This window comes from Amycolatopsis xylanica, from assembly GCF_900107045.1.
Taxonomy (GTDB): domain Bacteria; phylum Actinomycetota; class Actinomycetes; order Mycobacteriales; family Pseudonocardiaceae; genus Amycolatopsis; species Amycolatopsis xylanica.
In genome coordinates, this window is sequence record NZ_FNON01000002.1 from 1,023,118 (window position 1) to 1,045,085 (window position 21,968).

The 21,968-nt window shown below is 69.7% G+C and carries 11 protein-coding genes; all 11 read left to right on the forward strand.

The genetic code is table 11. The annotated features are described in order from the left end of the window. The first annotated feature begins 362 nt into the window (after positions 1-362). On the forward strand, positions 363-1,625 hold the full coding sequence (locus BLV57_RS12690; protein ID WP_091288827.1) for an MFS transporter: 1,263 nt from the start codon (positions 363-365) through the stop codon (positions 1,623-1,625). Between the two features lie 86 nt (positions 1,626-1,711). Further along, the gene (locus BLV57_RS12695; protein WP_245757287.1) at positions 1,712-2,356 is read left to right on the forward strand and encodes a YbaB/EbfC family nucleoid-associated protein; all 645 of its coding nucleotides are present in this window, start codon (positions 1,712-1,714) and stop codon (positions 2,354-2,356) included. Continuing rightward, positions 2,356-2,694 carry a WXG100 family type VII secretion target gene (locus tag BLV57_RS12700; protein WP_091288829.1) on the forward strand — a complete coding sequence of 113 codons (339 nt, stop codon included), beginning with the start codon at positions 2,356-2,358 and terminating at the stop codon, positions 2,692-2,694. The genes BLV57_RS12695 and BLV57_RS12700 overlap by 1 nt, the downstream gene beginning before the upstream one ends. 9 nt (positions 2,695-2,703) lie before the next feature. Further along, a complete protein-coding gene (locus BLV57_RS12705; RefSeq protein ID WP_091288830.1) occupies positions 2,704-10,983 on the forward strand; it encodes a WXG100-like domain-containing protein in 8,280 nt (2,759 codons plus the stop codon). Continuing rightward, positions 10,970-12,235, forward strand: a complete 1,266-nt coding sequence (locus tag BLV57_RS12710; protein WP_091288831.1) for a hypothetical protein — start codon at positions 10,970-10,972, stop codon at positions 12,233-12,235. The genes BLV57_RS12705 and BLV57_RS12710 overlap by 14 nt, the downstream gene beginning before the upstream one ends. Then, the gene (locus BLV57_RS12715) at positions 12,232-13,722 is read left to right on the forward strand and encodes a TNT domain-containing protein (RefSeq protein WP_091288832.1); all 1,491 of its coding nucleotides are present in this window, start codon (positions 12,232-12,234) and stop codon (positions 13,720-13,722) included. The genes BLV57_RS12710 and BLV57_RS12715 overlap by 4 nt, the downstream gene beginning before the upstream one ends. After that, the gene (locus tag BLV57_RS12720; protein ID WP_091288833.1) at positions 13,723-15,858 is read left to right on the forward strand and encodes an ADP-ribosylglycohydrolase family protein; all 2,136 of its coding nucleotides are present in this window, start codon (positions 13,723-13,725) and stop codon (positions 15,856-15,858) included. After that, entirely contained in the window at positions 15,851-17,602 is a 1,752-nt protein-coding gene (locus BLV57_RS12725) for a hypothetical protein (RefSeq protein ID WP_091288834.1), read from the forward strand. Before BLV57_RS12720 ends, BLV57_RS12725 begins: the two co-directional genes overlap by 8 nt. A 3-nt stretch (positions 17,603-17,605) precedes the next feature. Then, positions 17,606-18,958, forward strand: a complete 1,353-nt coding sequence (locus BLV57_RS12730) for an ADP-ribosylglycohydrolase family protein (protein WP_091288835.1) — start codon at positions 17,606-17,608, stop codon at positions 18,956-18,958. Then, positions 18,955-20,016, forward strand: coding sequence for an ADP-ribosylglycohydrolase family protein (locus BLV57_RS12735; protein WP_091288836.1), 1,062 nt, complete (start codon positions 18,955-18,957; stop codon positions 20,014-20,016). The genes BLV57_RS12730 and BLV57_RS12735 overlap by 4 nt, the downstream gene beginning before the upstream one ends. Positions 20,017-20,052: 36 nt before the next feature. After that, complete coding sequence (locus BLV57_RS12740) at positions 20,053-21,951, forward strand: TNT domain-containing protein (protein WP_091288837.1); 1,899 nt, start codon at positions 20,053-20,055, stop codon at positions 21,949-21,951. Positions 21,952-21,968 lie beyond the last annotated feature (17 nt).

Sequence of the window (21,968 nt, forward strand, 5' to 3'; positions counted from 1 at the left end):
TGAAGAACCGCCTTTGTGGAATACCAGTCCGGCTGGAGCCACACTGCGCATAGCCGCCGTGAGGCGATACGAGTGCGCCGGCCTCCACCTGTTCGCGGCCCTGCGGGCCGCTCCCAGAGTGGCGCCCTCGAGTGCTGACCCGGGGGGCCGAGCCCCCCGGACCCCCACGGTGCGGCACGTTCCTGACCCAGCGTGGTCACCTCTAAATACGAGTGCGGCACGTTCCTGACCCAGCGTGGTCGCCAGTTGGCGGTGAAGCGCCGTATGTGCTGATCCTCGAGGTGGGTGGGCGGCTTTAGGCTTTGGGCGTGACTACTAGCGCGCGGGCTGCTACTCCGGACCGGATCGGTCCGCGGGCGTTGATGCGCGATCCCGAGTTTCGGCGGTTGCTGTGGACTCGGTTCGCCGTGCAGTGGGCTGTGGGGATGTACCGGGCCGGGTTGGCCGGGGCCGTTCTCTTCAATCCGGAGCGGGAGACCGATCCGCTCGCCATCGCTGGTGGGTTCGCCGCGCTGTTGTTGCCTTATTCGCTGGTGGGGCCGTTCGCCGGGGCGTTGCTCGATCGGTGGGATCGGCGCCGGGTGCTGATGTTCGCGAACCTGCTGCACGCGGTGGCGATCGTGGTGTCGGCCGCTTCGGTGGGCCTGGGTGCCTCGTCGGTGGCTTTGTTCGCCTTGGCGCTCTGCGCCGAGGGGATCTCGCGGTTCATCGGGTCCGGGCTTTCCGCTTCGCTGCCGCACGTGGTGCCTGCCGGGGCGATCGTGAGCGCGAACGCCTTCGCCACCACGCTCGGCTCCGTGGTCGCGGTGCTCGGCGGTGGCTGCGCGATCGGGCTGCGTGCGCTTTTCGGGTCCGATGACGCGGGCTCGGCCAGCACCACGGCGTTCGCGGCGATCGGGGTGGTGCTGGCCGCCGCCATCGCCACGCGGTTCGCGCGCGGGGTGCTCGGGCCGTCCACCGTGGACGAACCGGCCAGCGCCGTGCTGGCGGTGGCCAGGGGACTGGCCGATGGGGCGCGGGCCGCCGTGCGAGCGCCGAGTGTGACCGCCGGGTTCATCGCGTTGTTCGCGCATCGGGCCTCGTTCGGGGCGTCGTTGCTGGTGACCGTGCTGCTCATGCGGAACTCGTTCACCGACCACGGGATCTTCCGCGCCGGGCTGCCCGGGCTCGGGCAGATGGCGGCACTGGCCGGTGCCGGGATCCTGATCGCCGGGCTGCTGACCGCGCGGTTCATCGCGAAGTTCGGCAGGCGCAAGGTCGTGGTCGGCGCGCTGATCCTCGCCGCGCTGGCGCAGGCGGGGCTGGGGTTGCCGATGGAGTTGCCGACCGTGTTGCTCGCTTCGTTCGTGATCACCGGGGCCGGGCAGATGCTGAAGCTGGGTGTCGACTCGTCGATCCAGTCGGATGTCGGCGACGAGTCGCGCGGGCGGGTGTTCGCCTTGTACGACACGCTCTTCAACATCACCCAGGTGGCCGCAGTGACCTTCGCCGCCTTGGTCGTGCCCGCGGATGGGCACTCGGCCGGGCTTTTGCTGGCCGCGACGGCGTTTTACCTGCTCGGAGCCATTGGCTACCTGATCGCCGTGCGACGCACTCCATTCGCAAGTGCAAGCGATCCCGTCTGATCGGCGGAACGGTGAGTGAGGTAATGCTGCTGCCATTAGGGTGAAGCCCACCTCATTCAGCAGAGCGACGACTTCGGGGAGTTCGCGTGACTACGCCTGGCGATGACCGTGCGCGGTTGGAAGCGCGGAACGCCGCCATGAAGGACACGGTCGACTCGCTGCTCGAACAGTTCACCAAGCAGACCGAGCAGCTCCGCGAGGCGCAGACCACCGCGTCGCAGCTGTCGGCGCAGGTGAGCTCGCCCGACGGCCTTGTCAAAGCCACCATCGACTCGAGTGGCTCGCTGGCGCAGCTCAGCTTCGCGCCGCAGACGTTCGAGCGCACCAATCCCGCGCAGCTGGCGAACACCGTGCTCACCCTGGTCCGCCAGGGCAGCCTGCAGGTGAAGCAGCAGGTCGCGGACCTGATGGCGCCGATCACCGGCGATCTGCCCGACCTCGCCGACATGATCGAGGGCGCCCCGTCGCTCGAGGGCCTGCTGCCGCCGATGCCGACGTTCCTCGAGCAGGACGTGCCACCGCCGGCGCCGCCGCGGCCCGAATCGATCGAAGACCCCGACGCCGGTTCGATCCTGCGCGGAGCCTCCGAGACGGCGCCGCCGCCACCTCCCGCACCGCCTCGCCCGGCGCCGATGCCGGCGCCCAAACCGGCTTCGCAGCGACGATCCAGGCCGCAGCCTGCCGAAGAAGACGAAGAGCCGCCATCGAGCTGGCTTCGAGGCGGTAACTGATGCCGAACGGTGGGGGTACCGGCGGCTCAGGGGGATTCACAGCCGAACCGGACGCGGTGATGGTCGCCGCCAAGGGCTTTCTCAACGCCGCCGACCAGCTCGAAGAGGCGACCAAGGCGTTGCAGAGCGCGCTCGCGGCGCAGGGCGAATGCTGGGGAGATGACGACTCCGGCAAGGAGTTCGCCAAGGACTACGTGCCGGGCGCGGAAGGCGGCGTGGAGGGCTTCGGCTCGCTCGTCGAGGGACTGCGCGGCATGCACCAGAACGTCGACACGGCCATGCAGAGCATCACCGGCGCTGAGGACATCGCCCAGACCGCCTTCAAAAAGGGGCGATAGCGCGTGGGTATGGAGATGCCCGACGAGGTCAAGTGGCTGCTGCCGATCGTCGTTGGCGAGAGCTGGCCAGAGGGCGACGAAGACAAGCTGCGTGAACTCGCGAAGGCGTGGCATTCGGCGTCCGAGGCGCTGAGCCCGGTCGCCCAGATGGGCTCGACCGCGGCCAAGGACATCCTCGCCAACTGGACTGGCGACAGCGCGCAGGCGTTCGGCGAGCAGTGGAAGAAGTTCGTCGACGGCGACGAGGCCTACTTCAAGTCGCTGGGCGACGCGGCGAAGGCGCTCGGCGACTCGTGTGACCAGACGGCGCTCGACGTCGAGTACACGAAGTACATGATCATCATTTCGCTGATCATCCTGGCCGCGCAGATCGTCGCCATGATCGCGGCGGCCGCGCCGAGTCTCGGCACCTCGACGGCGGGCATCCCGATCGCCCAGGCCGCCACCCGCGTCACCGTCCAGATGCTGTTCCGCCAGCTCATGGAGAAGGTGGCGCAGCAGGGCTTCAAGATGGTGGCCAAGGAACTGCTGCAGACGTTCCTCAAGCAGGGCCTCAAGAAGATCGCCAAAGAGGTCGCGGTCAACGTCGCCATGAACGTGGGGATGGACGCCGGGATCCAGGGCCTGCAGATGGCCAAGGGCGACCGCAAGGAATGGGACTGGAACAAGACCAAGGACGGCGCCATCAGCGGCGCGGTCGGCGGGGTCATCGGCGCGGGCACCGGCAGTGTCAGCAAGGCGATGCGCGGCGAGGAGGGCTTCGGCGTCGTCGGCCAGGCCGTGAAGGGCGCCGTGGAAGGCGCGGGCGAGACGATCGGCACCGCGGCGGTCACCGGCAAGCTCGGTGAGCTGAAGCTGAGCGACATCGCGATGGGCGCGTCCGGTGGCGCGGTCGGCGGTGGCGTCGACGGTGCGAAGGAACACTTCAAGTCGGTGAACTCGCCCGAGGCGCCGCATGTGAACTCGCCGAATGGGCCGGATTCCTCGCCCGATCCCGCTGGACGGACCTCCAACGGTGACTCGCACGGCGGGGATTCCTCCAGCCGGACCCCGGATTCCAGCAGCTCGTCGAACCGGACGTCGGATTCACGCAGTTCGGATTCGCACAGTTCGGATTCGTCGAGCCGGACCCCGGATTCGACCGGCGATTCGGCCGCCCGGAGTGGTGATTCGGCCAGCCGTGGCTCGGATTCGTCCAGTCACAGCTCGGAACCCGCGCGAGGCGGGGAGGCGCCATCGCAGCGATCGGCGGAACCCGCGCCGCAGCGCAGTGAAACGCCGCAGAGCGAGTCCGCGCCCCAGCACCGAAGTGCCGACCCCGCACCGGAACACCGGCAGGCCGACGCGCCCGACCGCGTGTCGCAGTCGTCGACGCAGGCACCGGAACGTCCGGCCGACGCCCCGGCTCCGGACGCCCAGCGCGCGGCCGCTCCGCCGCCGCAGCAGCACGCCCCGGATGGCGGACAGCAGCAGCCCGCGCCCGCCCAGAACGGCTCGCCAGCCTCGGGTCCCGCGCCCGCGCAAACAGGTGCGCCCGCCGCAGCCGGGCATAGCCCGTCGAGTGGTGGTCCCGCGCCTGTCTCGGGTGGTCCCGCGCCGGTTTCCGGCGGCGGCAGCACTGGCGGGCACAGCCCCGTTTCGAGCGGCGGCCAAGGCCCGGCACCGGTTTCGTCGGGCGGGCACGGCCCGTCGAGCAGCGGACCCGCGCCCGTTTCCCACACCAGCAGCCCCGGCTATGGCGCCGCGCCGCCACACAATCCGTCCAACGGTGGACCCGCACCCACCTCCGGCGGCTACGGCATGGCGCCGCCGCCCGGTGGTTTCGGTCCTGGCGGTGGCGGGAACCGGCAGCAGCACAACGAGTCCGTCCAAGCGGCGGGGCTCAACTCGAACACGCCGCAGCCGCAGCAGCCGAACGCCATCCAGCCGTTCGGTGGTGGCTTCCAGCAGCACCAAGCGCCACCGCCCCCACCGCCGCAGGCACCCGCACCGCCGATGGGCGGGGGCGGCGCGCCGCGTGGCCCGATGCCGCCGCGTCAGCCCGCGCCACCGCCGCCACCCCGGCAGATGCCGCCGCAGGACCCGCGCCGTGGCAACTACGCCCAGCCGGATCCGCGTCAGCAGCGCCCGATGCCACCGCAGCCGCCCCAGCGCGGTCCCGTGCCTCCACCGCCTCCGCAGCGCGGTCCCGTGCCGCCGCCTCCTCCCCGTGGCAACGGTGGCCAGCCGCCGCGCCCGCCGCAGGGTTTCCAGCCACCGCCTCCGCAGCAACCACGCCCGCCGATGCCTCCTGGGCAGGGCCGCGGGCCGATGCCACCGCAGCAGCGTCCCCCGATGCCGCCTCCGGTGTTCGAACGGCCAGGTCAACGGCCTGGTCCGGCGTTCCCGAGTTACCGGGGCGACCTCAACGAGCCGCCCGCACCGACGCGCCACGACGCCCCGCCGCAGCAGCACCAGACTCCGCCGCGTGTGGAAGAGCCCGCGCCGCAGCGTCGGGAAGAAGCCGCCGCTCCTCGTCGCGAGGAACAAGCGGCTCCGCCTCGCGTCGAGGAAAACGTCGCGCGCCACGAAGAACCGGTCGCGAAGCACGACGAGCCCACGCGCCAGGAACCGGAAGCTCGCCGCGAGGAACCGACACGCCAAGAGCCGGAGAATCGGCGCGACGAACCCGCACGCCAGGAACCCGAGGCCGCCCGGCACGAGGAACCCGCGAAGCAAGAGCCCGAAAACGCACGGCACGACGAGCCCGAGGCCGCGCACCACGAAGAACCGACGCAGCACGAACCGGAGACCACCAAGCACGACGAGGCTGAGACCTCACACCACGAGGAGCCAGGGCAGCAGGAACCCGATGGCACCACGCGCGAGGTGATCACGGAGGAGGAGCCCCCGTGGTCCGAGCGGACGCCGGAGGAAGCCGCGCGCCTGGTGGGGGACCGGATCCACCCCGACGAGGCCTACCTCGGCAACGACAAGTTCCACACCCAGAATCCGGACGACATCAAGTCGATCCGCGACACCCACATGGAACAGGACCTGCGCGGCCAGGAACTCCGCCACGAGGAGATCTACCGCCAGGCGATCGCCATCCGCGATCACGTCGAGGCGTTCGGGAGGATGTCCGACGACGGCGCGTACGCGGTACGGACCTACACGCACCACGAGGTCTTCGCGAACCTCAACGCCGCACTGCGCGAAGGCAGGCTGACCCCCGAACTCGTCGCGCAGGCACGCGCGATCATCAGCGGGCTCAACGAGCTGCCGCCGTATGAGGGCGAAACCGTCCGCACGATGAACTTCCACGGTGACAAGGCGGCCGCGAAGCTGGCCTCCGACCACTTCAGGGTGGGTCAGGTCACCGTCGAGCACAGTTTCTCGAGCTCTTCGAAGGTCGACGAGCACCACCAGAACAGCGCGTTCGAAGGTGAAGTCGAGCTGCGGGTGAAGTCGAAGACCGGCCGCGAGATCGACGGGATCGCCGCCAAGGCCAACGAGCGTGAGGTGCTCTACAAGCCGGGCACCCAGCTGCTGGTGACCAAGAAGGAGTTCATCAAGAACGCCGACGGCGAGGTCATCCAGACGATCATCCACGCCGAGGAGATCGGCCCCGATCACCCGAAGTGGGTCGCGCCGGAAGAGGCGCAGCAGCGGATCGCCGAGCGGCGCGAGCAGTCCGCGGCGGCGGAGAGCACGTCCGCTGTCTCGTCGAGGCTGACGACCGTGCGCACGGATGGCCAGGAAGGCGGCCAGTCCAGGAGTCACGAAACCGATCAGGACCGGGAGCGTGCCCGCCAGCAGGAGCTCATCCGGCAGTCGCTGCAGAAGCCGGAAGCAGGCTGGTCCGCGCTCAACGGCCGCTCCGACACGCCGGGCATCCACGCCGAGAGCGCGCAGAGCACGCATCAGCAGGTCCGCTTCCTGCACGAGCGGCTGCCCGAGGTCGAGGGCATCAACCGCAACCACTGGGGCGAAGGCGACGCGGCGAACGGCCGCAAGACCAACGGCGCCGAGTCGGTGCTGGCGCTGGAAAAGCGGCTCAGCGGCGACAACCCGCACGCGGTGGCGGACGCCAACGAGCACCCCGGCGACCCGCGTTGGCAGCGGGACATGGTCCGCGGTCAGCTCGGCGGCGACTGGGCCGCGCACGAGAGTCTCAGCAGCGCGCTCGGTGAGATGGCGGGCAAGCCGATCGACTCGCGCGCGATCATCGCGTTCGAGTCCGGCCAGCCGCCGCAGACGCACATGGTCACGGCGGTCACCACCGAGCACGGCGTCGCGGTCGTCGACCCGATGCGCAACCGGCTCGCCGAGCTGCCAGCCGACGCCTCGAACATCAGCGTGCTGCCGACGCACGACCCCTCGGCGGTCAAGCCGGACACCGCGCCGCGCTCGGCCGACCTCGATGGCTCCAACCGCATCAACGAGCGGCTCGGCACCAACGAGCACCGCTCTTCCGCAACCCCCGAAGTGCCCTCCAACCTGCACGATCGGCTCGGCACCCGTCTCGAATCCGACGCGCCCGCCCCGGCCGAGCAGGCGCACAACGTCAGCGATCGGCTCGACGGCAAAGCCACCGAACACCCCGGCGGCTACGGCGCCGAATCCTCGGCGGACGGGCTCGTCGACGGCGGCGCGACCGGTAACCACGACTGGTCGCCGCTGGCACAGGCGACCAACCCGCCGAGCGAGCCCGCCATCCACGCGGGCACGGCGAACCAGCAGCAGGCGGCGAACTACGTCGCGCAGCGGCACCCCGAACTGCGCGCGGTCAACCCGCATTTCTACGACCCGAACGCGTTCAACGACGGCTACCAGACCAACTGCACCCGCGGCGTGGTCGCCTACGCCAAGCGCCTGCTCGGCCTCGACGTGACCGCCGAGCCGATCCTGCCGCACGAGATGGCCACCAAGGGCACGCTGGAACACGTCCAGCAGCAGCTCGGCGGCGAATGGCAGTCGCACAGCGACTACGACAGCGTCATCCGCACCATGCGCGACGAGCCGATCGGCTCGCACGCGGTGGTCGGCGTGCTCTACCAGACCCCGGACGGCCAGACGTTCGGCCACGTCGCGATGGCGGTGCACACCGAGGAGGGCGTGGCGTTCATCGACCCGCAGTCCGGGACGCTGATGAACCTGCCGCATCCGCCGGTCAAGCTCGACCTGCTGCCGTTCGGTTCGCTGGAGCACTCGGACGGCGCGGCCTCGCCGAGCAAGACGCACGACCAGCCGGTGGCTTCCGCGGACGGCTCGCACGCCGCGGCGAAGGAAGACGCACTGCCGACGCAGGACAAGACCGCCGAGCAGCCGACGGCCGAGCCTGCGAAGGCGCACGAAGACACCGCGACGAAGACGCACGAGGAGGCGGGGCCTGCCGAAACCGCACGCCCGGTGGACCCGCGCGCCGAATTCGCGAAACCGCGCGAGGACACGCCCTCGGTCACTCGCGAAGACGCACGCCCGACCGACCCACACGCGGAAGCCACCAAGCCTCGCGAGGATTCCCCTGCCGTCACCCGCGAAGACGCGCGCCCGACAGACCCCCGCGTCGACTTCGCCAAGCCCCGCGAAGACGCTCCGGCGGTCACCCGTGAAGAAGCTCGGCCCGCCGAGACATCCCGCCCGGCGGATCCGCGCGCGGAGTTCGCTAAGCCGCGAGAGGACGCGCCAGCGGTCACCCGCGAAGACGCACGGCCGACAGACCCGCGCGTCGAATTCGCGAAGCCCCGCGAGGACGCCCCGGCGGTCACCCGCGAGGAGCCACGCCCGGCCGAGCACACGAAGCCGCGCGAAGAAGCACCGGCGGTCACACGGCAAGACCCTCGTGTCGACTTCGCCAAGCCCCGCGACGAGACCACGTCTCAGCACTCGACGCCCGAGCGTCCCGCCGACCCGCGGATCGAGTTCGCCAAGCCGCGCGAGGACGTCCGGCCCGAATCGGCGCCAAGGCACGACGAGGCCTCGCCGCAGCGTCCGGCCGATCCGAGGGTCGAGTTCGCCAAGCCCCGCGAGGAACCGGCCTACGACGTCCGCCCGTCGCGGATCGGTCCTGACGGCAGGCCGGTGCCGACCGTCTCGCACACGCCCGAGTCCCCGTACGGTGCGCACGAGCCCAGCCACCAGCGGGAATGGCCGCACGACCCGGAGTCCGACCGTCCGCTGAACCAGCGCGACATGGACTTCCTCGGCCTGACCGACGAGCAGATCGAGAACTGGCGCAACGGCGAGGCACCGCTCGGCATGACGCCCGAGCAGTTCCGGGACTTCCAGTCGAGCCTGGCCGACGTGCTCGCGCCGTTCGGGATCCGGCCGGAGGACGCGCTCGTCCAGATCGTCGGGTCCGCGGTGCGCGGCTGCTCGGGCTGGACCAAGCGGATGGACAACATCGAGCACACCCCGGAAAGCCGTCAGCGGCTGGCCGAGTGGCTCGGCGACGGCGAAGGCCCGGTGCGCAGGCCGTTCGACGCGATGCACAAGCTCGGCCTCGACAAGCCGAGCGACTACGACGTGTCCTTCCACTCCGACCGCATGGTCGAGATCGCCAGGCAGCACTGGCGGTCCGAGGGCAGCCCTGGCGAGTTCTCGCACAAGCACGGTTTCGTGGACAAGAAGATCTTCCACGACGCGTTCCGCGAGCTCGACGAGTGGACGAAGCACTGGGAAGAGCAGCTCGGCCGCAAGGTTGGCGTCCGCCTGTTCGGGCTCGAAGAAGAGCCGATGCAGCGGCGTTCGCCGAACAGCTCCAGCAACGACGACGCGTGGCGGCTCGACCTGTCGACCGGCGAGCACCACACGCCGCACCAGCCGGATCTGCGTGCCTGGCCGACCGACCCGGTCAGCGGTTACCGGATCCTGCCGCGGGACATGGAGTTCCTCGGGTACACCGAAGAGCAGGTCGAGAACTGGCGTTCCGGCGCGGCGCCGATGGGCATGACGCCGGCGCAGTTCCACGAGTTCAAGGCCAGCCTGCACGAGGCGATGCGCGCGGACGGCATCGCGATCGATGGCTCCGACGTGCGGCTCAAGGGTTCCGGCGTCAACTTCTTCTCCAACAAGCGCAAGGAATTGCCTTCGCTGGAGCAGCTCGACGCCGAGCACCCCGAGGCCGCCGCGCGGATGCGCGAGTGGCTCGGCGAGGACGCGAACCGCCCGCACGCGCGGCCGTTCGACTCGATGCACAAGCTCGGCCTCGATCCCGACCCGAGCGACTTCGACATCCAGATCCGCTCGGACGAGATGTCCCAGCGCGCCCGCGAGCGGTTCGAGACCGACCCGCCAGAAGGCGTCACGTCGCTGACGCACCCGAAGTACCGGTTCATCGACAAGGCGTTGATGAACGAGGTGTTCCCGCACCTGGCCGACTGGGTCGAGCGCTGGGAAGGCGAGCTGGGCCGCGAGGTCGCGCCCGCGTTGTTCGGGCTGGATGGCGAACCGCGTCAGGACAGCTTCGACGATCCCGAGCGTGCCAAGCGTGGCTGGCCGATCGCCGGTCTCGACGCGCCGCCGGAGCACGGCGGCTACGGGATGGCTCACGAGCCGCACGATCTGGCCGAGCACCCGCGGCTCGACCCCGAGTCGCCGGTCGTCACCGAGGCGCCCGAGTCTCCGCCGGTCCCGCCGAAGGAAGAGGTCGCCGACCCGGTCATCGACGACAGCGGCTGGCACTGGAAGGGCCTGACGCTCGACGTCGACACCAACGCGATCGTCGACGGGTTCATCCCGCAGTTCGCCGATGCCGCGCATCGCGAAGACGGGGTGCTCTCGCACATCAAGACCATCGAGGCCGCCATACCCGGCGCTCAGCTCGAAGGCCTGAAGTACGAGCTCAAGGGCGACGACCGCCTCAAGCAGAAGGTCGCGGAAGTGCTGGCACGGAACCCGGATCAGGACCCGGTTTCCGTGCTGCGCACGGTGCCCGACGGCATCCGCTACACCTATTGCTTCGACACCGCGAACTACGCGGCGGGCGCGCAGCAGGCCGACGCCATGCTCCGGGCCGCCGGCTACGAGCCGGTGGAGGTCAAGAACTCCTGGCTGAACCCTGATAAGCCTTATCAGGGCATCAACACCCGCTGGCGTGACCCGGTCTCCGGCCTGCAGTTCGAGGTCCAGTACCACACGCCGGAGAGCTGGTACGTGAAGAGCGAGACACACGACGCGTACGAACACGCCAACAACCAGCTCATCTCGGCGGAGCAGCGGCAGGCGTGGGACGACTTCCAGAAGGAGTGGTTCGACCTGATCGAGGTGCCGGAAGGCGTGGAGGAGATCCCGAATGCCAAGTACTGAGATCTCGTACTACGCACTCGCCGACACCGGCTACGCGCGGGGACCGGCCGGCCTCATCCGGCGCCGTCCCGCCGAGTCCGGTCACGTCGACGAGGTCTTCCACGCGAACGGCACCTGGCACCTGACCGATCTGGTCAGCAAGTACTACCTGACCGACCGCGTCGACGAAGACCTCGTGTTGATCACGCCGGACGAGGCCGACGCGGTGCTGGCCTGGTTCGGCGACCGCTCGGCGACGCCGCCGCTGGTCGGCGGCCGGGCGCTCCAGCGTGCTTGGCACGTCCGGCTCGACGGGGACGCGCCGTTCGAGAGCTTGCGCGAGCGGCTCGGCCTGCTGGCACACGGTTCGATCGAGGACAAGCAAGAGCGCGACCCGGCGCTCAAGGTCCTCCACAACGACTCCACCAGGCGCCTTGCGCTGAACGTCTACACGGGACTGCACGGCGGCTGGACCGTGGCGCTGGAATTCCTCGGCGAGGCACCGTCCACGGACACCGTGGCCGAGGTCAGCGCCGAGGTTCTCGCGGCGGCGGCCGACCTGGGCTTCACCGAGGCCAGTCGTCCGGCGGGCGTCAAACCGGCTCGCAAGCAGCTGTTCCGGTTGACCTTCACCGGCGCGCTCGACCGCGACCGGCTCAAGACGCTGCAGCGCAAGCTCCGCCTGAGCGAAGACGGCGACCTCACCGACGAGGAAGACACCGAGTTCGGCGAGACTTACCTGCCGCACGGCCCGGCCTACCGGCCGCAGCTCTGGCTGAGCCGCGCGGACACCGAGCGCTGGACGTTCGGTGTCTCGAACGAAGGCATCCGTCCGCCCGAGGAACACATCCGGCAGTGGCGTGACCAGGTCATCGCGGCAGCGACCGAAGCGGGCCTGACCTTGGTCGACGAGTGGCTTTCGCCCACTCCGGCGCAGCCGACGCCGTTGCCCCCGCCACCTGTTCGCACCGGCCCGCCCGTCGAGAGCGCCTACTACGCGAGCTTCACCGGCTCACTCACCCAAGAACAGCTCCAAGCCATTCGTGACCGCTTCGGGCTGAGCCGCCGAGGAAAACTCGACGACGACTGGGACCAGGACTTCGGTGTGGCCAAGCTGCAGGACGCGGTGAAGCTGCACCTGTACCGCAAGGAGCCGGACAAGTGGTCCTTCTCCTTGACCTACCAAGGCGAACCGCCGTCGCCTGAACTGCTCGATCAAGTGCGCGCCGAGATTTCGGCCGCGGCGGCGGAAGCTGGACTCAGAGAATCATGACCATCACGAATCAGGCACTTTCCCCGGCCGAGCAGCGAAAACTGCTGGTGCACATCGGAAAGCTCGTCCGCGGCGCCGCGCCCGAAGGCTGGGCGCGCATCGAGATCGGCTTCCGGAACATCAGTGAGCACGCCGAACTGGACGTCCGTGCCGACACCAAGACCTTCGACCTCCCCGAGAACCTCACGGAGCTGCTCGGCACGCTTCGCCGTGGCATGTACGAACCCGGCCGCGGCGCGTGGCTGGAAGCGAGCCTCACGCTGGAGTCGAACGGCACCTTCGCGTTCGACTTCGACCTCGACGACGAGCCTGCTTGGCGCACCCAGCCCGATCCGGGGATGTACACCGAGGAACTCACCACCTGCCCGCGCGAGCCGGAGCACATCCCCGGCTGGTGGCGGCTCAAGGCGCGGCTGCCGCTCGGCATCGTCTTCCGGCACGCGCGGATCGTCGACGCCTACGAAGAAGGCAAGCCACCGGTCGTCGATCGGCCCGCGCTGCCGCCGGAGGAGATCCCGCATCTGCTGGCCTACCTGGAGCGGGAGCCGTCCGTGCTCACCGGCCCGGAGCCGGGCCCGGACATCTTCGCGCCGGACGGCGAGCCCGTCCCGGAGAGCTATCAGACCGACGGCACCTGGATCTGGCACGCGTCCGTGCCGCATTACCTGCGCAAATACGGGACGCCACCCGACCCCGAGCTGGTCGCGCACATCCGCGAGCAGAAGTACCAGCCGCCGTATGTCGAGCAGCTCGTGCGCCGCACCGCCGAGGCCGACCTGCTCGGCAAGCCGCGGCCGAAGCCGAGCCGGGGCGAGCTGGCGAAGACCGACGGCGACGTCGCGAGCGAACTCGAAACCCTGCCCGACCCGCGGCTCGAGGACGAGGAAGTGCTCGCGGTGCTGGTACGCAGGCTCGGCGAGCACGGTGTCTGGCCGGAGGCGTACCGGCTCGGCGCCCGCGCCGACGACACCTGGTGCCTCAACTTCACCCAGCACGGCTGGGAGGTCGCGCGCTACGCGGGCGGCGCGCCCGTCTCACCGAGGTTCTTCGAGGGCGTCGAGGACGCGGCGCAGCACCTGCTCGGCGCGTTGCTGCTGCACCCGGCGCGGATGACGGCCGGGCACGAGACCCCGCTGGAGACCGCGAAGGAGCTCGGCGACTGGCCGGTCCAGGCGGCCGACGGCGAGCCGCCGCTGACGCTGCTGCGCAACAAACGCCTGCTCCAGCTCGTGGCGGGCACCACGGTCGTGCGGTTCGGGGAGGAATCAGGGAACCTGGTGCATCACCCTGGAGTACGGTTCGCGACGACCTCCCTTCCGCTGGAACGGGAGCGTGTGGAGCGCGTCTATCGGCTCCAGCGCCCGCTGTACGTGATCACCGGCATCACCATCCCGTGGGCGAACATGCCCGGTGGGTCGGTGGCCTACGTGCTGCCGAAGACGATCACCGAGCATTTGGCGGACGGCAGCATCGAGGGGACTGAGTAAGTGGAACCGGCTGAGGCGGTCGCGAAGGTCGAGGAATGGCTCACCGCCGTTCACGGCCCTGGCCTGGTCCGCGCCGAGCGCGACAAGGTGATCCGCATCCCCGAGGGCTGGGTGGTGCCGTACAACAACATCGCCTATCTCGATGAGGGTCGCACCGAAAAGCAGATCTTCCCGCCGCCGTCGCTGATCGTCCGCGAGCCGAGCGGTGAGCTGCGGATCTCGCATCCGCACCCCGGTGGGCTCAGCATCCCGGCGACCATTCCGGGGCAGCAGGCGGAACGCGAGCTGGTCGATCCCGAGTACGCCGCGGCGAACCTCGGCAGGCTCGGCGTTTCCGAGTCCGCGATCGCGGGCTGGGAGACCGTCGACGCGACCGGCCAAAAGACTGAGCGCTTCAACGAGAAGTACACCGTCGGCCCGAAGCGGCGCGGTCACCTTCCGGCCGAAAACCAGCTCGAGACACTGCTGCAGTTCCACAACGGCGGCTGGCTCGACCGTGAGCGCTTCCTGATCGGGCTGGTCGAATGCGAGGTCTTCATCGACCTCGACCAGAGCACCGGCAAGATCCCGTCGACCAACTGGAACCCCGAGACCAGCGAGTTCCAGGTCTACACCTCGACGAAACGGCTGCCGTCGAACGCGCACGGCTACTGGCGCATCGACCCGGCGACGCTGGCCGAGGACCCGAACAAGCCCAACCTGGTGATCAACGGCGGGCCTGGTTTCACGGGAAACAAGGTCAGTTTCACCGAGCTCACGGACATCCTCGCCCGCTTCCCTCGGCGCGCCGAGCGGGTCAACGCGACCGGCTACTGCGCGGAAGCCGACCCACTGCTCGCCCAGCTCGCGCAGGAAACCGCGCAGCAGATCGGTTTGCCGTCGCCCGTCGACCTGCCGCTGCGTGAAGCCGAGCAGGCGCGCGCACGCGGTTACGAGCTGACCGTTTCGGAAACGCGCAAGATCGTCGAAGCCGCTTCGTGGGTCAAACGCCTTGAGCAGCCTTACGAAGGCAAGATCGTCAACCTGCTCGCGGCCGGAGTCCGCTTCGACTTCGACGAAGAGGGCAGGGCGGTCCGCCGGGTCGAGAACTTCGGCAAATTCCACCCCGAGGCCGGACTTGGCTTCCGCTACGGCTGGCACCGGATCGTCGGCGCTTACGTCGGTTTCGCGATCGGAGAGTCGCTCGGACTGCAGACGCAGGGCCGGACTCCCGAGGAGATCAAAGAGCCGCTCGCCGCGAAACGGATCGGCCCGCTGACGCAGCAGCTGCTGTTCATGACCGAAGGCGCGATGCGCAGCCCGCATCGCGAGGACCCGAAGCAGCTGACCAAGCTGCCGCGCTCCGTCCGGAACGGGCTGCTGCGCTGGCTGCACACCCAGGGCATTCCGTTCCCCAAGGCCGACGGCTGGCTCGTCAAGATCAGCAGGCTGTTCGATCAGCGCGACCCGGACCCCGCCGAGTTCGCGGCCATCCGCGCGTTCGCGACCGGCACCGCGACGCTGCCGTTGACCGGCGCGGGCGCGCTGCTCGCGGCGTTGCCCGCTGCCTTGACCAGGGGCGACGACCTGACGGGAAACCCACGCAGCGCCGCCAAAGCGATCGCCGGGCTGACCCATCACGAGCAGGCCGATCTCGACGGGGCCGCCTACCTGGCGCATGTGTTCCAGGAAGTGCTGACCAAGGACGCGTTCAGCTTCCCGATCTGGCTCGTCGGCCGTGACGTGCTCGATCCCGCCTGGCACGACCTTCGCGCGATGACCGAGGAAACCCTGCCGCGCTACGGCCGGACCGGGCTTCCCGCGCTGGCGCACCCGAACTCGGTCGGCGACGGCCGGAGCACGGTTTCCGTGCTGGGCCGGACTTTCGCGGCGGTCGCCGGGTTCGAGAACGAGCCCGAGCGCGCGTTCCGCCGCTCGGTCATGCACGACGGCCGGACCGCGCTGACCGGTGCGCTCGCCGGCGCGCTGCTCGGCGCCCGGACGGGCGTGCCCGGCCTGCCACAGCACTGGGTCGAGCAGCTCGAACTGCGTGACGTCATCGAAAACCTCGCGTCGGACGCGTACTTCCACTTCGACCGTGGTTCGTCGCTGTTCCGCAAGCCCGACGAGTGGAAGCGCCGGTACCCCCGTGACTGAGCCGATTTACGACGAATTCCCGGTCGTCGACTCCGAATGGGACGAGGCGACCTTCGGGCCCGCGCCCGTGCGCGCGATCCTGCACTGGGAGCAGATCTCGCTGGACCGGCTGCCGAACGGGCCGCGCCGCGAGAACCCGGAGTACGTGACCGGCCCGATGTGGAAGGGTTTCCCGACCCCGCGCACGGCCGCGGAGCGGCTGCTCGCGTACCGGGCACGAGGCTGGGTCGGCGACGAGCAGTTCGCGCGGCTGCTGCCCGAGGTCGAGGTACTTGTCGTGCCGCAACAGGACGGCGGCGTCTGGCTGTCCAAGGGCGGCCACGTCATGGCGTTCACGTCATGGTCGAAACTGCCAGAGCAGATCACCAGCTGGCGTCGTGTCCAGGTGAAAGCCCTTCGCCGGGAGTTCCCCGAGCGCGGTGTGGTGCTGAACAACGGCAGCCCTTTGCTCAACGCCGTCGTCGAAGCGGCGGAGTTCGGCGAGGTCTCCGGCCCGGAGCGGCCTGCGGTCGACGAGGTCGCGCCGATCGTGGACCCGCGGTTCGTCGAGCACTGCACGAAGCTGCGCGAGGAGTTCGGCACCAATCCGATCGACTACGTCACGAAGCACGCCAAGGAAGCCTTGGCGTATGGCTTCGAGTTCACGCTGACCGAGCTGATGTCCTACGCGCGCGGGTACGCGATCTGCGCTCAGAACTGGGCCAACCGGCGCGAAGGCAAGCCGGTGACCTGGCCGGACGATCTGCGCGCCAACGGCTTGATCGAGCACTACGAAGCCGACGGCAGCATGTTCGCGGAGCCGTGGACGTTCGGCAAATACTGCCGTCACAACAACGGGATGAAATACGGCGTCCGCAGCGACAAGCTGATCGGCGCGTTCGTCGGCTTCGCGCTCGGCGAGGCGCTCGGGCTGGCCGCCGAAGCCGGCCGGTTCCCGGACGACGGCCCACTGCGCTGGGGCGGCCTGACCAGGCAACTCCTCGCGCAGACCGAATCCGTCATGCTCGGCTTCGACGCGAAATACCAGCGCGGCAACCCGGTCCCGGCATCGCTGCCGCCTGCCCGGACGGACAGCTGGCTCGCGATCGCGGCCGGTGAGACCCCGCCGGCGCCGCAGGAGTTCGCCAGCCTGCTGACCACCGCGCTGGCCGCGGCGACCGCGGGCGGCGACCGGACGACGACGAACTTCCCGATCGTGCCGGACGTGGCCCGCGAGCTGATCGGCTCCGCGGCAGGCCCCGATCTCGCCGACAGCGTGCTGCTGCTCGCCGAAATCCTGCACGAGCTGCTGGAGAAGCGGGACTTCTCGTATCCCTTCCACATCAAGCTGGAAGAGATCGCGGAGAAGGGCAACGCGGTCGCCCAGTCCATTGTGGACCTCCGGGCCGATCGCGCCGCCGACGACGAGACCCAGCTCGACGCGCTCGGCGACGGCCGTTCACCCTCGTCCGTGCTCGCCCGCGCGCTGCTCGCGGCCGCGAAACGCGACTACGACTCGCGGACCGCGCTGACGCTCGCGATGACCCAGTCGCCGATCGTCAGCGCGCTGGTCGGCGCTCTGCTCGGCGCGCACCTCGGTGTGCCGGAGCTGCCGTCGGCCTGGGTCGAGTCGCTGGAAGGCCTCGGCCTGGTGCACAACATGGCCGAGGACGCGTACTGGCATTTCGCGCACTGGGGCGCGTTCGGCGACGGCGACACCGAGCGGCAGCGCTGGGAGAAACGCTATCCACCGTTGGGAGAATGACCCGTGGCCGGAGATCACTGGATCAGTGAGAACGACCTGGCCACGCTGACCCGGCTGCTCGAAGGACAGCGTGTGGTCGACGGCAGGGCGGAGCCGCTGAACCCGCCGGTCTCGGTGCACCGGCTCGAGCTGTTCATCGGGATCGACGAGGACGGCAAACGCTTCCTCACCCGCAATCCGGCCAAGCCGGTCGACTCGAAGGTGCTCGCGCCGTCGGTCGGCTCGGCCTCGACGACCGTCCGCGCGCCCGTCGCCGTGACGCCGTCCGCCGAGATCGCCGCCCATCGCCTGCGTGGCAGCCTGCTCGCGGGCGCGGTCGGCGACGCACTGGGCGCACCCATCGAGTCCGACTCGATCGACCGCATCCGCGAGCGGACCGGCCCGCACGGGCTGACCGATTTCATCCGCGCGTACGAGGGCCTCGGCACGATCACTGACGACACTCAGATGACGCTCGCGACCGCCGACGCGATCATCCGCGCGCACGCGGGCTTGCGGCGCGGCGCTCAGGTCGACACGCACTACGAACTCCAGCTGGGCTATCAGCGCTGGCTGCACACCCAAGGCGTGCCTTGGTACCGGGCGCGCGGACCGTACGAACACAGCGAAAGTCCGGACGGCTGGCTGATGACCAATCGCGAGCTGTTCCACCGCCGCGCGCCGGGCTCGACCTGTTTCTTCGCGCTGAAAGGCTTCGCGCAGACCGGCGAAATGGCCACCTTCACACGCACGATCAACAACTCGAAGGGCTGCGGCGGCGTCATGCGTGCCGCGCCGATCGCGCTGTGGTCGGACGATCCGGCCGCCGTGTTCGCGCTCGCGGCGGCGAGCGGCGCGCTGACCCACAGCCACCCGAGCGGCTACCTGTCGGCAGGCGCGTTCGCGGTGATCATCCAGCAGCTGCTGCGCGAGGTGCCGCTGCTCGCCGCCGTCGACGTGGCGAAGGCGCAGCTCGCGACCTGGAACGGACACGAGGAGCAGACCGTGGCGTTGGATCAGGCGATCCGGCTGGCCCAGCAGGGACCGCCGACACCGGAGAAGGTCGCGACACTCGGCGGCGGCAACGTCGGCGAGACCGCGCTGGCCATCGGCGTCTACGCGACACTGGCGACAAGCACGCTGGACGAGGCGCTGCTCGTGGCCGTCAACCACAGCGGCGACAGCGACTCGACCGGGTCGGTGGCGGGCAACCTCGCCGGCGCGATCCACGGCGAGCAGGCGATCCGCGCTTCCTGGCTCGACCGGCTGGAGCTGCGTGACGTCATCGCGCAGGTCGCCGACGACCTGCGCGCGGAGTTCGGCCCGAACCCGCCGGGCGGGGAGTGGTTCCGGCGCTATCCGGCGGCCGCGTCATGAACCTGAGCTCTCGTTTCCGTGGCAGCCTGCTGGCCGGTGCGATCGGTGACGCGCTCGGCGCGGCCACCGAGTTCGACTCGATCGACCGCATCCGCGAAATCGCCGGGCCGGACGGCATCACCGATTTCATCGAGGCGTACGGCGGCATCGGCAAGATCACCGACGACACCCAGATGACCATGTTCACGCTGGAAGCGCTGCTGCGGGCGCGGATCAACGGCGGCGACGTGGTGCACGCGCTGCAAATGGCCTACCAGCGCTGGCTGCATACCCAAGGTGTCCCGTGGACTCGCGCGCGCGGGCCGAAAAACACCAGCGAGGAACCGGACGGCTGGCTGATCACGGTCGCCGAGCTGTTCAGCAGGCGCGCGCCGGGTCTGACCTGTTTCGGCGAGCTGGAGGCTTACGGCCGGACGGGTATCCAGCCGTCCATTGACCGGCCGGTCAACAACTCGAAGGGCTGCGGCGGCGTGATGCGCGCGGCGCCGATCGCGCTGTGGTCCGATGACCCGGCCGAGGTCTTCGAGCTGGGCGCGGACAGCGCGGCGCTCACGCACGGTCACCCCAGCGGGTATCTGTCGTCCGGCGCGTTCGCGGTGATCGTCCAGCAGCTCCTCGCGGGAGTTCCCCTGCGGTACGCGGTCGATGTGTCCATCAAGGAACTCGTGAAGCACCGCATGCACGAAGAGCAGTTGACCGCGCTCGAAGCGGCGTTGAAGCTGGACGGGCCGCCGACGCCCGAACGGGTCGAAAGCCTAGGCCAGGGCAACATTGGCGAGACAGCGTTATCGATGTCGGTGTACGTCGCGCTGAACACCGGCGACCCGAACACGGCACTGCTCGCGGCGGTCAACCACAGCGGTGACAGCGACTCGACCGGCTCGATCTGCGGCAACCTCGTGGGCGCGATGTACGGCGAAGAAGCGTTGCAAAGTAGCTGGCTGAATCGATTAGAGCTGCGAGAAGCCATCGAAAGACTGGCCGATGACGCACTGGCCGAGTTCGGAGTCGGCACGAAAAGTGACGACCGCCGAGTGAGCCGGTACCCGGCCGACTAGATTTGAAGCAGCTTTAGCTGCACTGGAGGGGACAAAGTGCGTTACCTGGTGGAGGCCGCCGAACGCCCGGACGGTTTATACGCGGTATGGGGTGACCGCGTATTCCGGACGCAACGGTCGACCGAGGACGGCACGCTGCTCTTGGTCACCCTGCCGGGTGAAGATGTGCCTGCCGGCTTCGACGTCGATTGGAACGGGACACAGGCCAAGGTCGTGCCGGAGGCCGAGGCCTCAGCGACCTTCAGCCTGCAGACCCACTGCCGCTACGACGACGAGCTTTACCAGGTCGCGCCCCAGGCAGGCGAGCACGAGCTGACACTGCGGTGGACCGGCCACGACGAGACCAGGGCGCACGAACTCGGGCTGACCGACTTCAGCACCACCACCGCGCCGGAGAACCTGACCGCGCTGTGGCAGACGCGCCACGACTTCATCGAGAGCGACGAAGGCCGGCCGAAGCCCGGCGGCGAGGACCAGGGAAGCCTGCTCAAGCAGATCGGGCGCACGCTGGTCCGCGAGCTGCCGACCGGCTGGTTGCGCGTCGCCGCGCAGTTCCGCCAGGTCGGCGACTACGCCGAGCTGGAGATCAGGGCCGTCGCCGAGGACGACGAAGGCCCGATGACCGTCGCCATCGCCGCGCCGCCACAGCTGTCGACGCTGTTCGTGCGGCTACGTGCGGCGATGTACGAGCCCGGCGCGGGCACCTGGTTCCAGGGCACCTTCACGCTCGACTCCCAGTCGCGCTTCGACTTCGACTTCGACCCGGACACCGAGCCGGACTGGCGGCAGCCGCCGAACGAGGGCGGCAGGCCCAACCAGCGCTTCTACGTCGGCGAGCTGGCGAACTTCCCGCGCGAGCGCGTGCCGTCGTGGCTTTCGGTGCACGCGGGCAGGCCGTTGAACGTGACCTTCCGCGTCGCGAAGCCCGTCGACGCGCACAACGAGGGCGAGCGCCCAGTCGTCAACCGCCCTCCGGTGCCACCGGAGGCGGTCCGAGGCGTGCTCGACTACCTGTTCCGCTCGCCGGTGGTAATGAGCAGGCCCGGCCCGCTGCCGGACGTGTTCAGCCCGAACACGCCGCCGGACGTCCCGAACGCCTTCCACACCGACGGCACCTGGATCTGGCCAGCCGCGGTGCCGCACTACCTGCGCAAGGGCGGCATCCCGCCGGAGCCGGAGCTGGTCGACCACATCCGCTCGCAGGGCTTCCGCCCCCCGTACGTCAGCGAGCGTCTGCGCGCGACCGCCGAGGCGCATCTGCTCGGCCAGCCGTACCCGCCGCAGACCCCGGAAGACCTGCCGTCACAGGACAAGCTCGCCCGCGGCGACGAACCGGACCGCGACGCCCGCGCCGCCGACATCCTCGACGCGCTGCACCAGCGCCTCGCCGAGCACGGCGTGTCCGACACGGCGTACCGGATCGGCGAACTGGTCGAGGGCGCCTGGTCGCTGCGCAAGACCGACCTGGGCTGGGAGGTCTCGCGGCCGCCGTCCGACGAGCCGACCTACTTCCCGCGCATCGAGGAAGCGGCCCGCTTCCTGCTGGGCACCCTCCTGCTGTACCCGGTCCGCGCGGTCGCGGGCGCCGAGGAGCACGACAACCCGGCCGACTGGCCGATCCTGCCGCTGCGCGGCGAGCCGCCGTTGAACTTCTTCAGCAACAAGCGGCTCGTGGTGCTGCCCGCGGGCACGACCATCCAGCGCTTCGGCAACGAGGCAGGCAACCTGGTGCACCCGGAGTCGGCCCGGTTCGTCGAGACGTCACTCGCCTACGACCGCGAGCGCGATCACCGCTCCTACCAGGTGCAACGTCCACTGCGCGTGCTCACCGGCATCACCGCGCCGTGGAACGGGATGCCCGGCGGCGCGGTCGCCTACGTCCTGCCGCACCCGGTCGGCCGTCACCTCGAGTCCGGCGCGCTCACGAGGATTTAGCAGGCTTTATCCCGGGC

Excerpts from the sequence above, each read along its gene's own strand:
- BLV57_RS12690 (WP_091288827.1), top strand. The coding sequence starts at position 363 with ATGCGCGATCCCGAGTTTCGGCGGTTGCTGTGGACTCGGTTCGCCGTG.
- BLV57_RS12700 (WP_091288829.1), top strand. The coding sequence starts at position 2,356 with ATGCCGAACGGTGGGGGTACCGGCGGCTCAGGGGGATTCACAGCCGAA.
- BLV57_RS12705 (WP_091288830.1), top strand. The coding sequence starts at position 2,704 with ATGGAGATGCCCGACGAGGTCAAGTGGCTGCTGCCGATCGTCGTTGGC.
- BLV57_RS12710 (WP_091288831.1), top strand. The coding sequence starts at position 10,970 with ATGCCAAGTACTGAGATCTCGTACTACGCACTCGCCGACACCGGCTAC.
- BLV57_RS12715 (WP_091288832.1), top strand. The coding sequence starts at position 12,232 with ATGACCATCACGAATCAGGCACTTTCCCCGGCCGAGCAGCGAAAACTG.
- BLV57_RS12735 (WP_091288836.1), top strand. The coding sequence starts at position 18,955 with ATGAACCTGAGCTCTCGTTTCCGTGGCAGCCTGCTGGCCGGTGCGATC.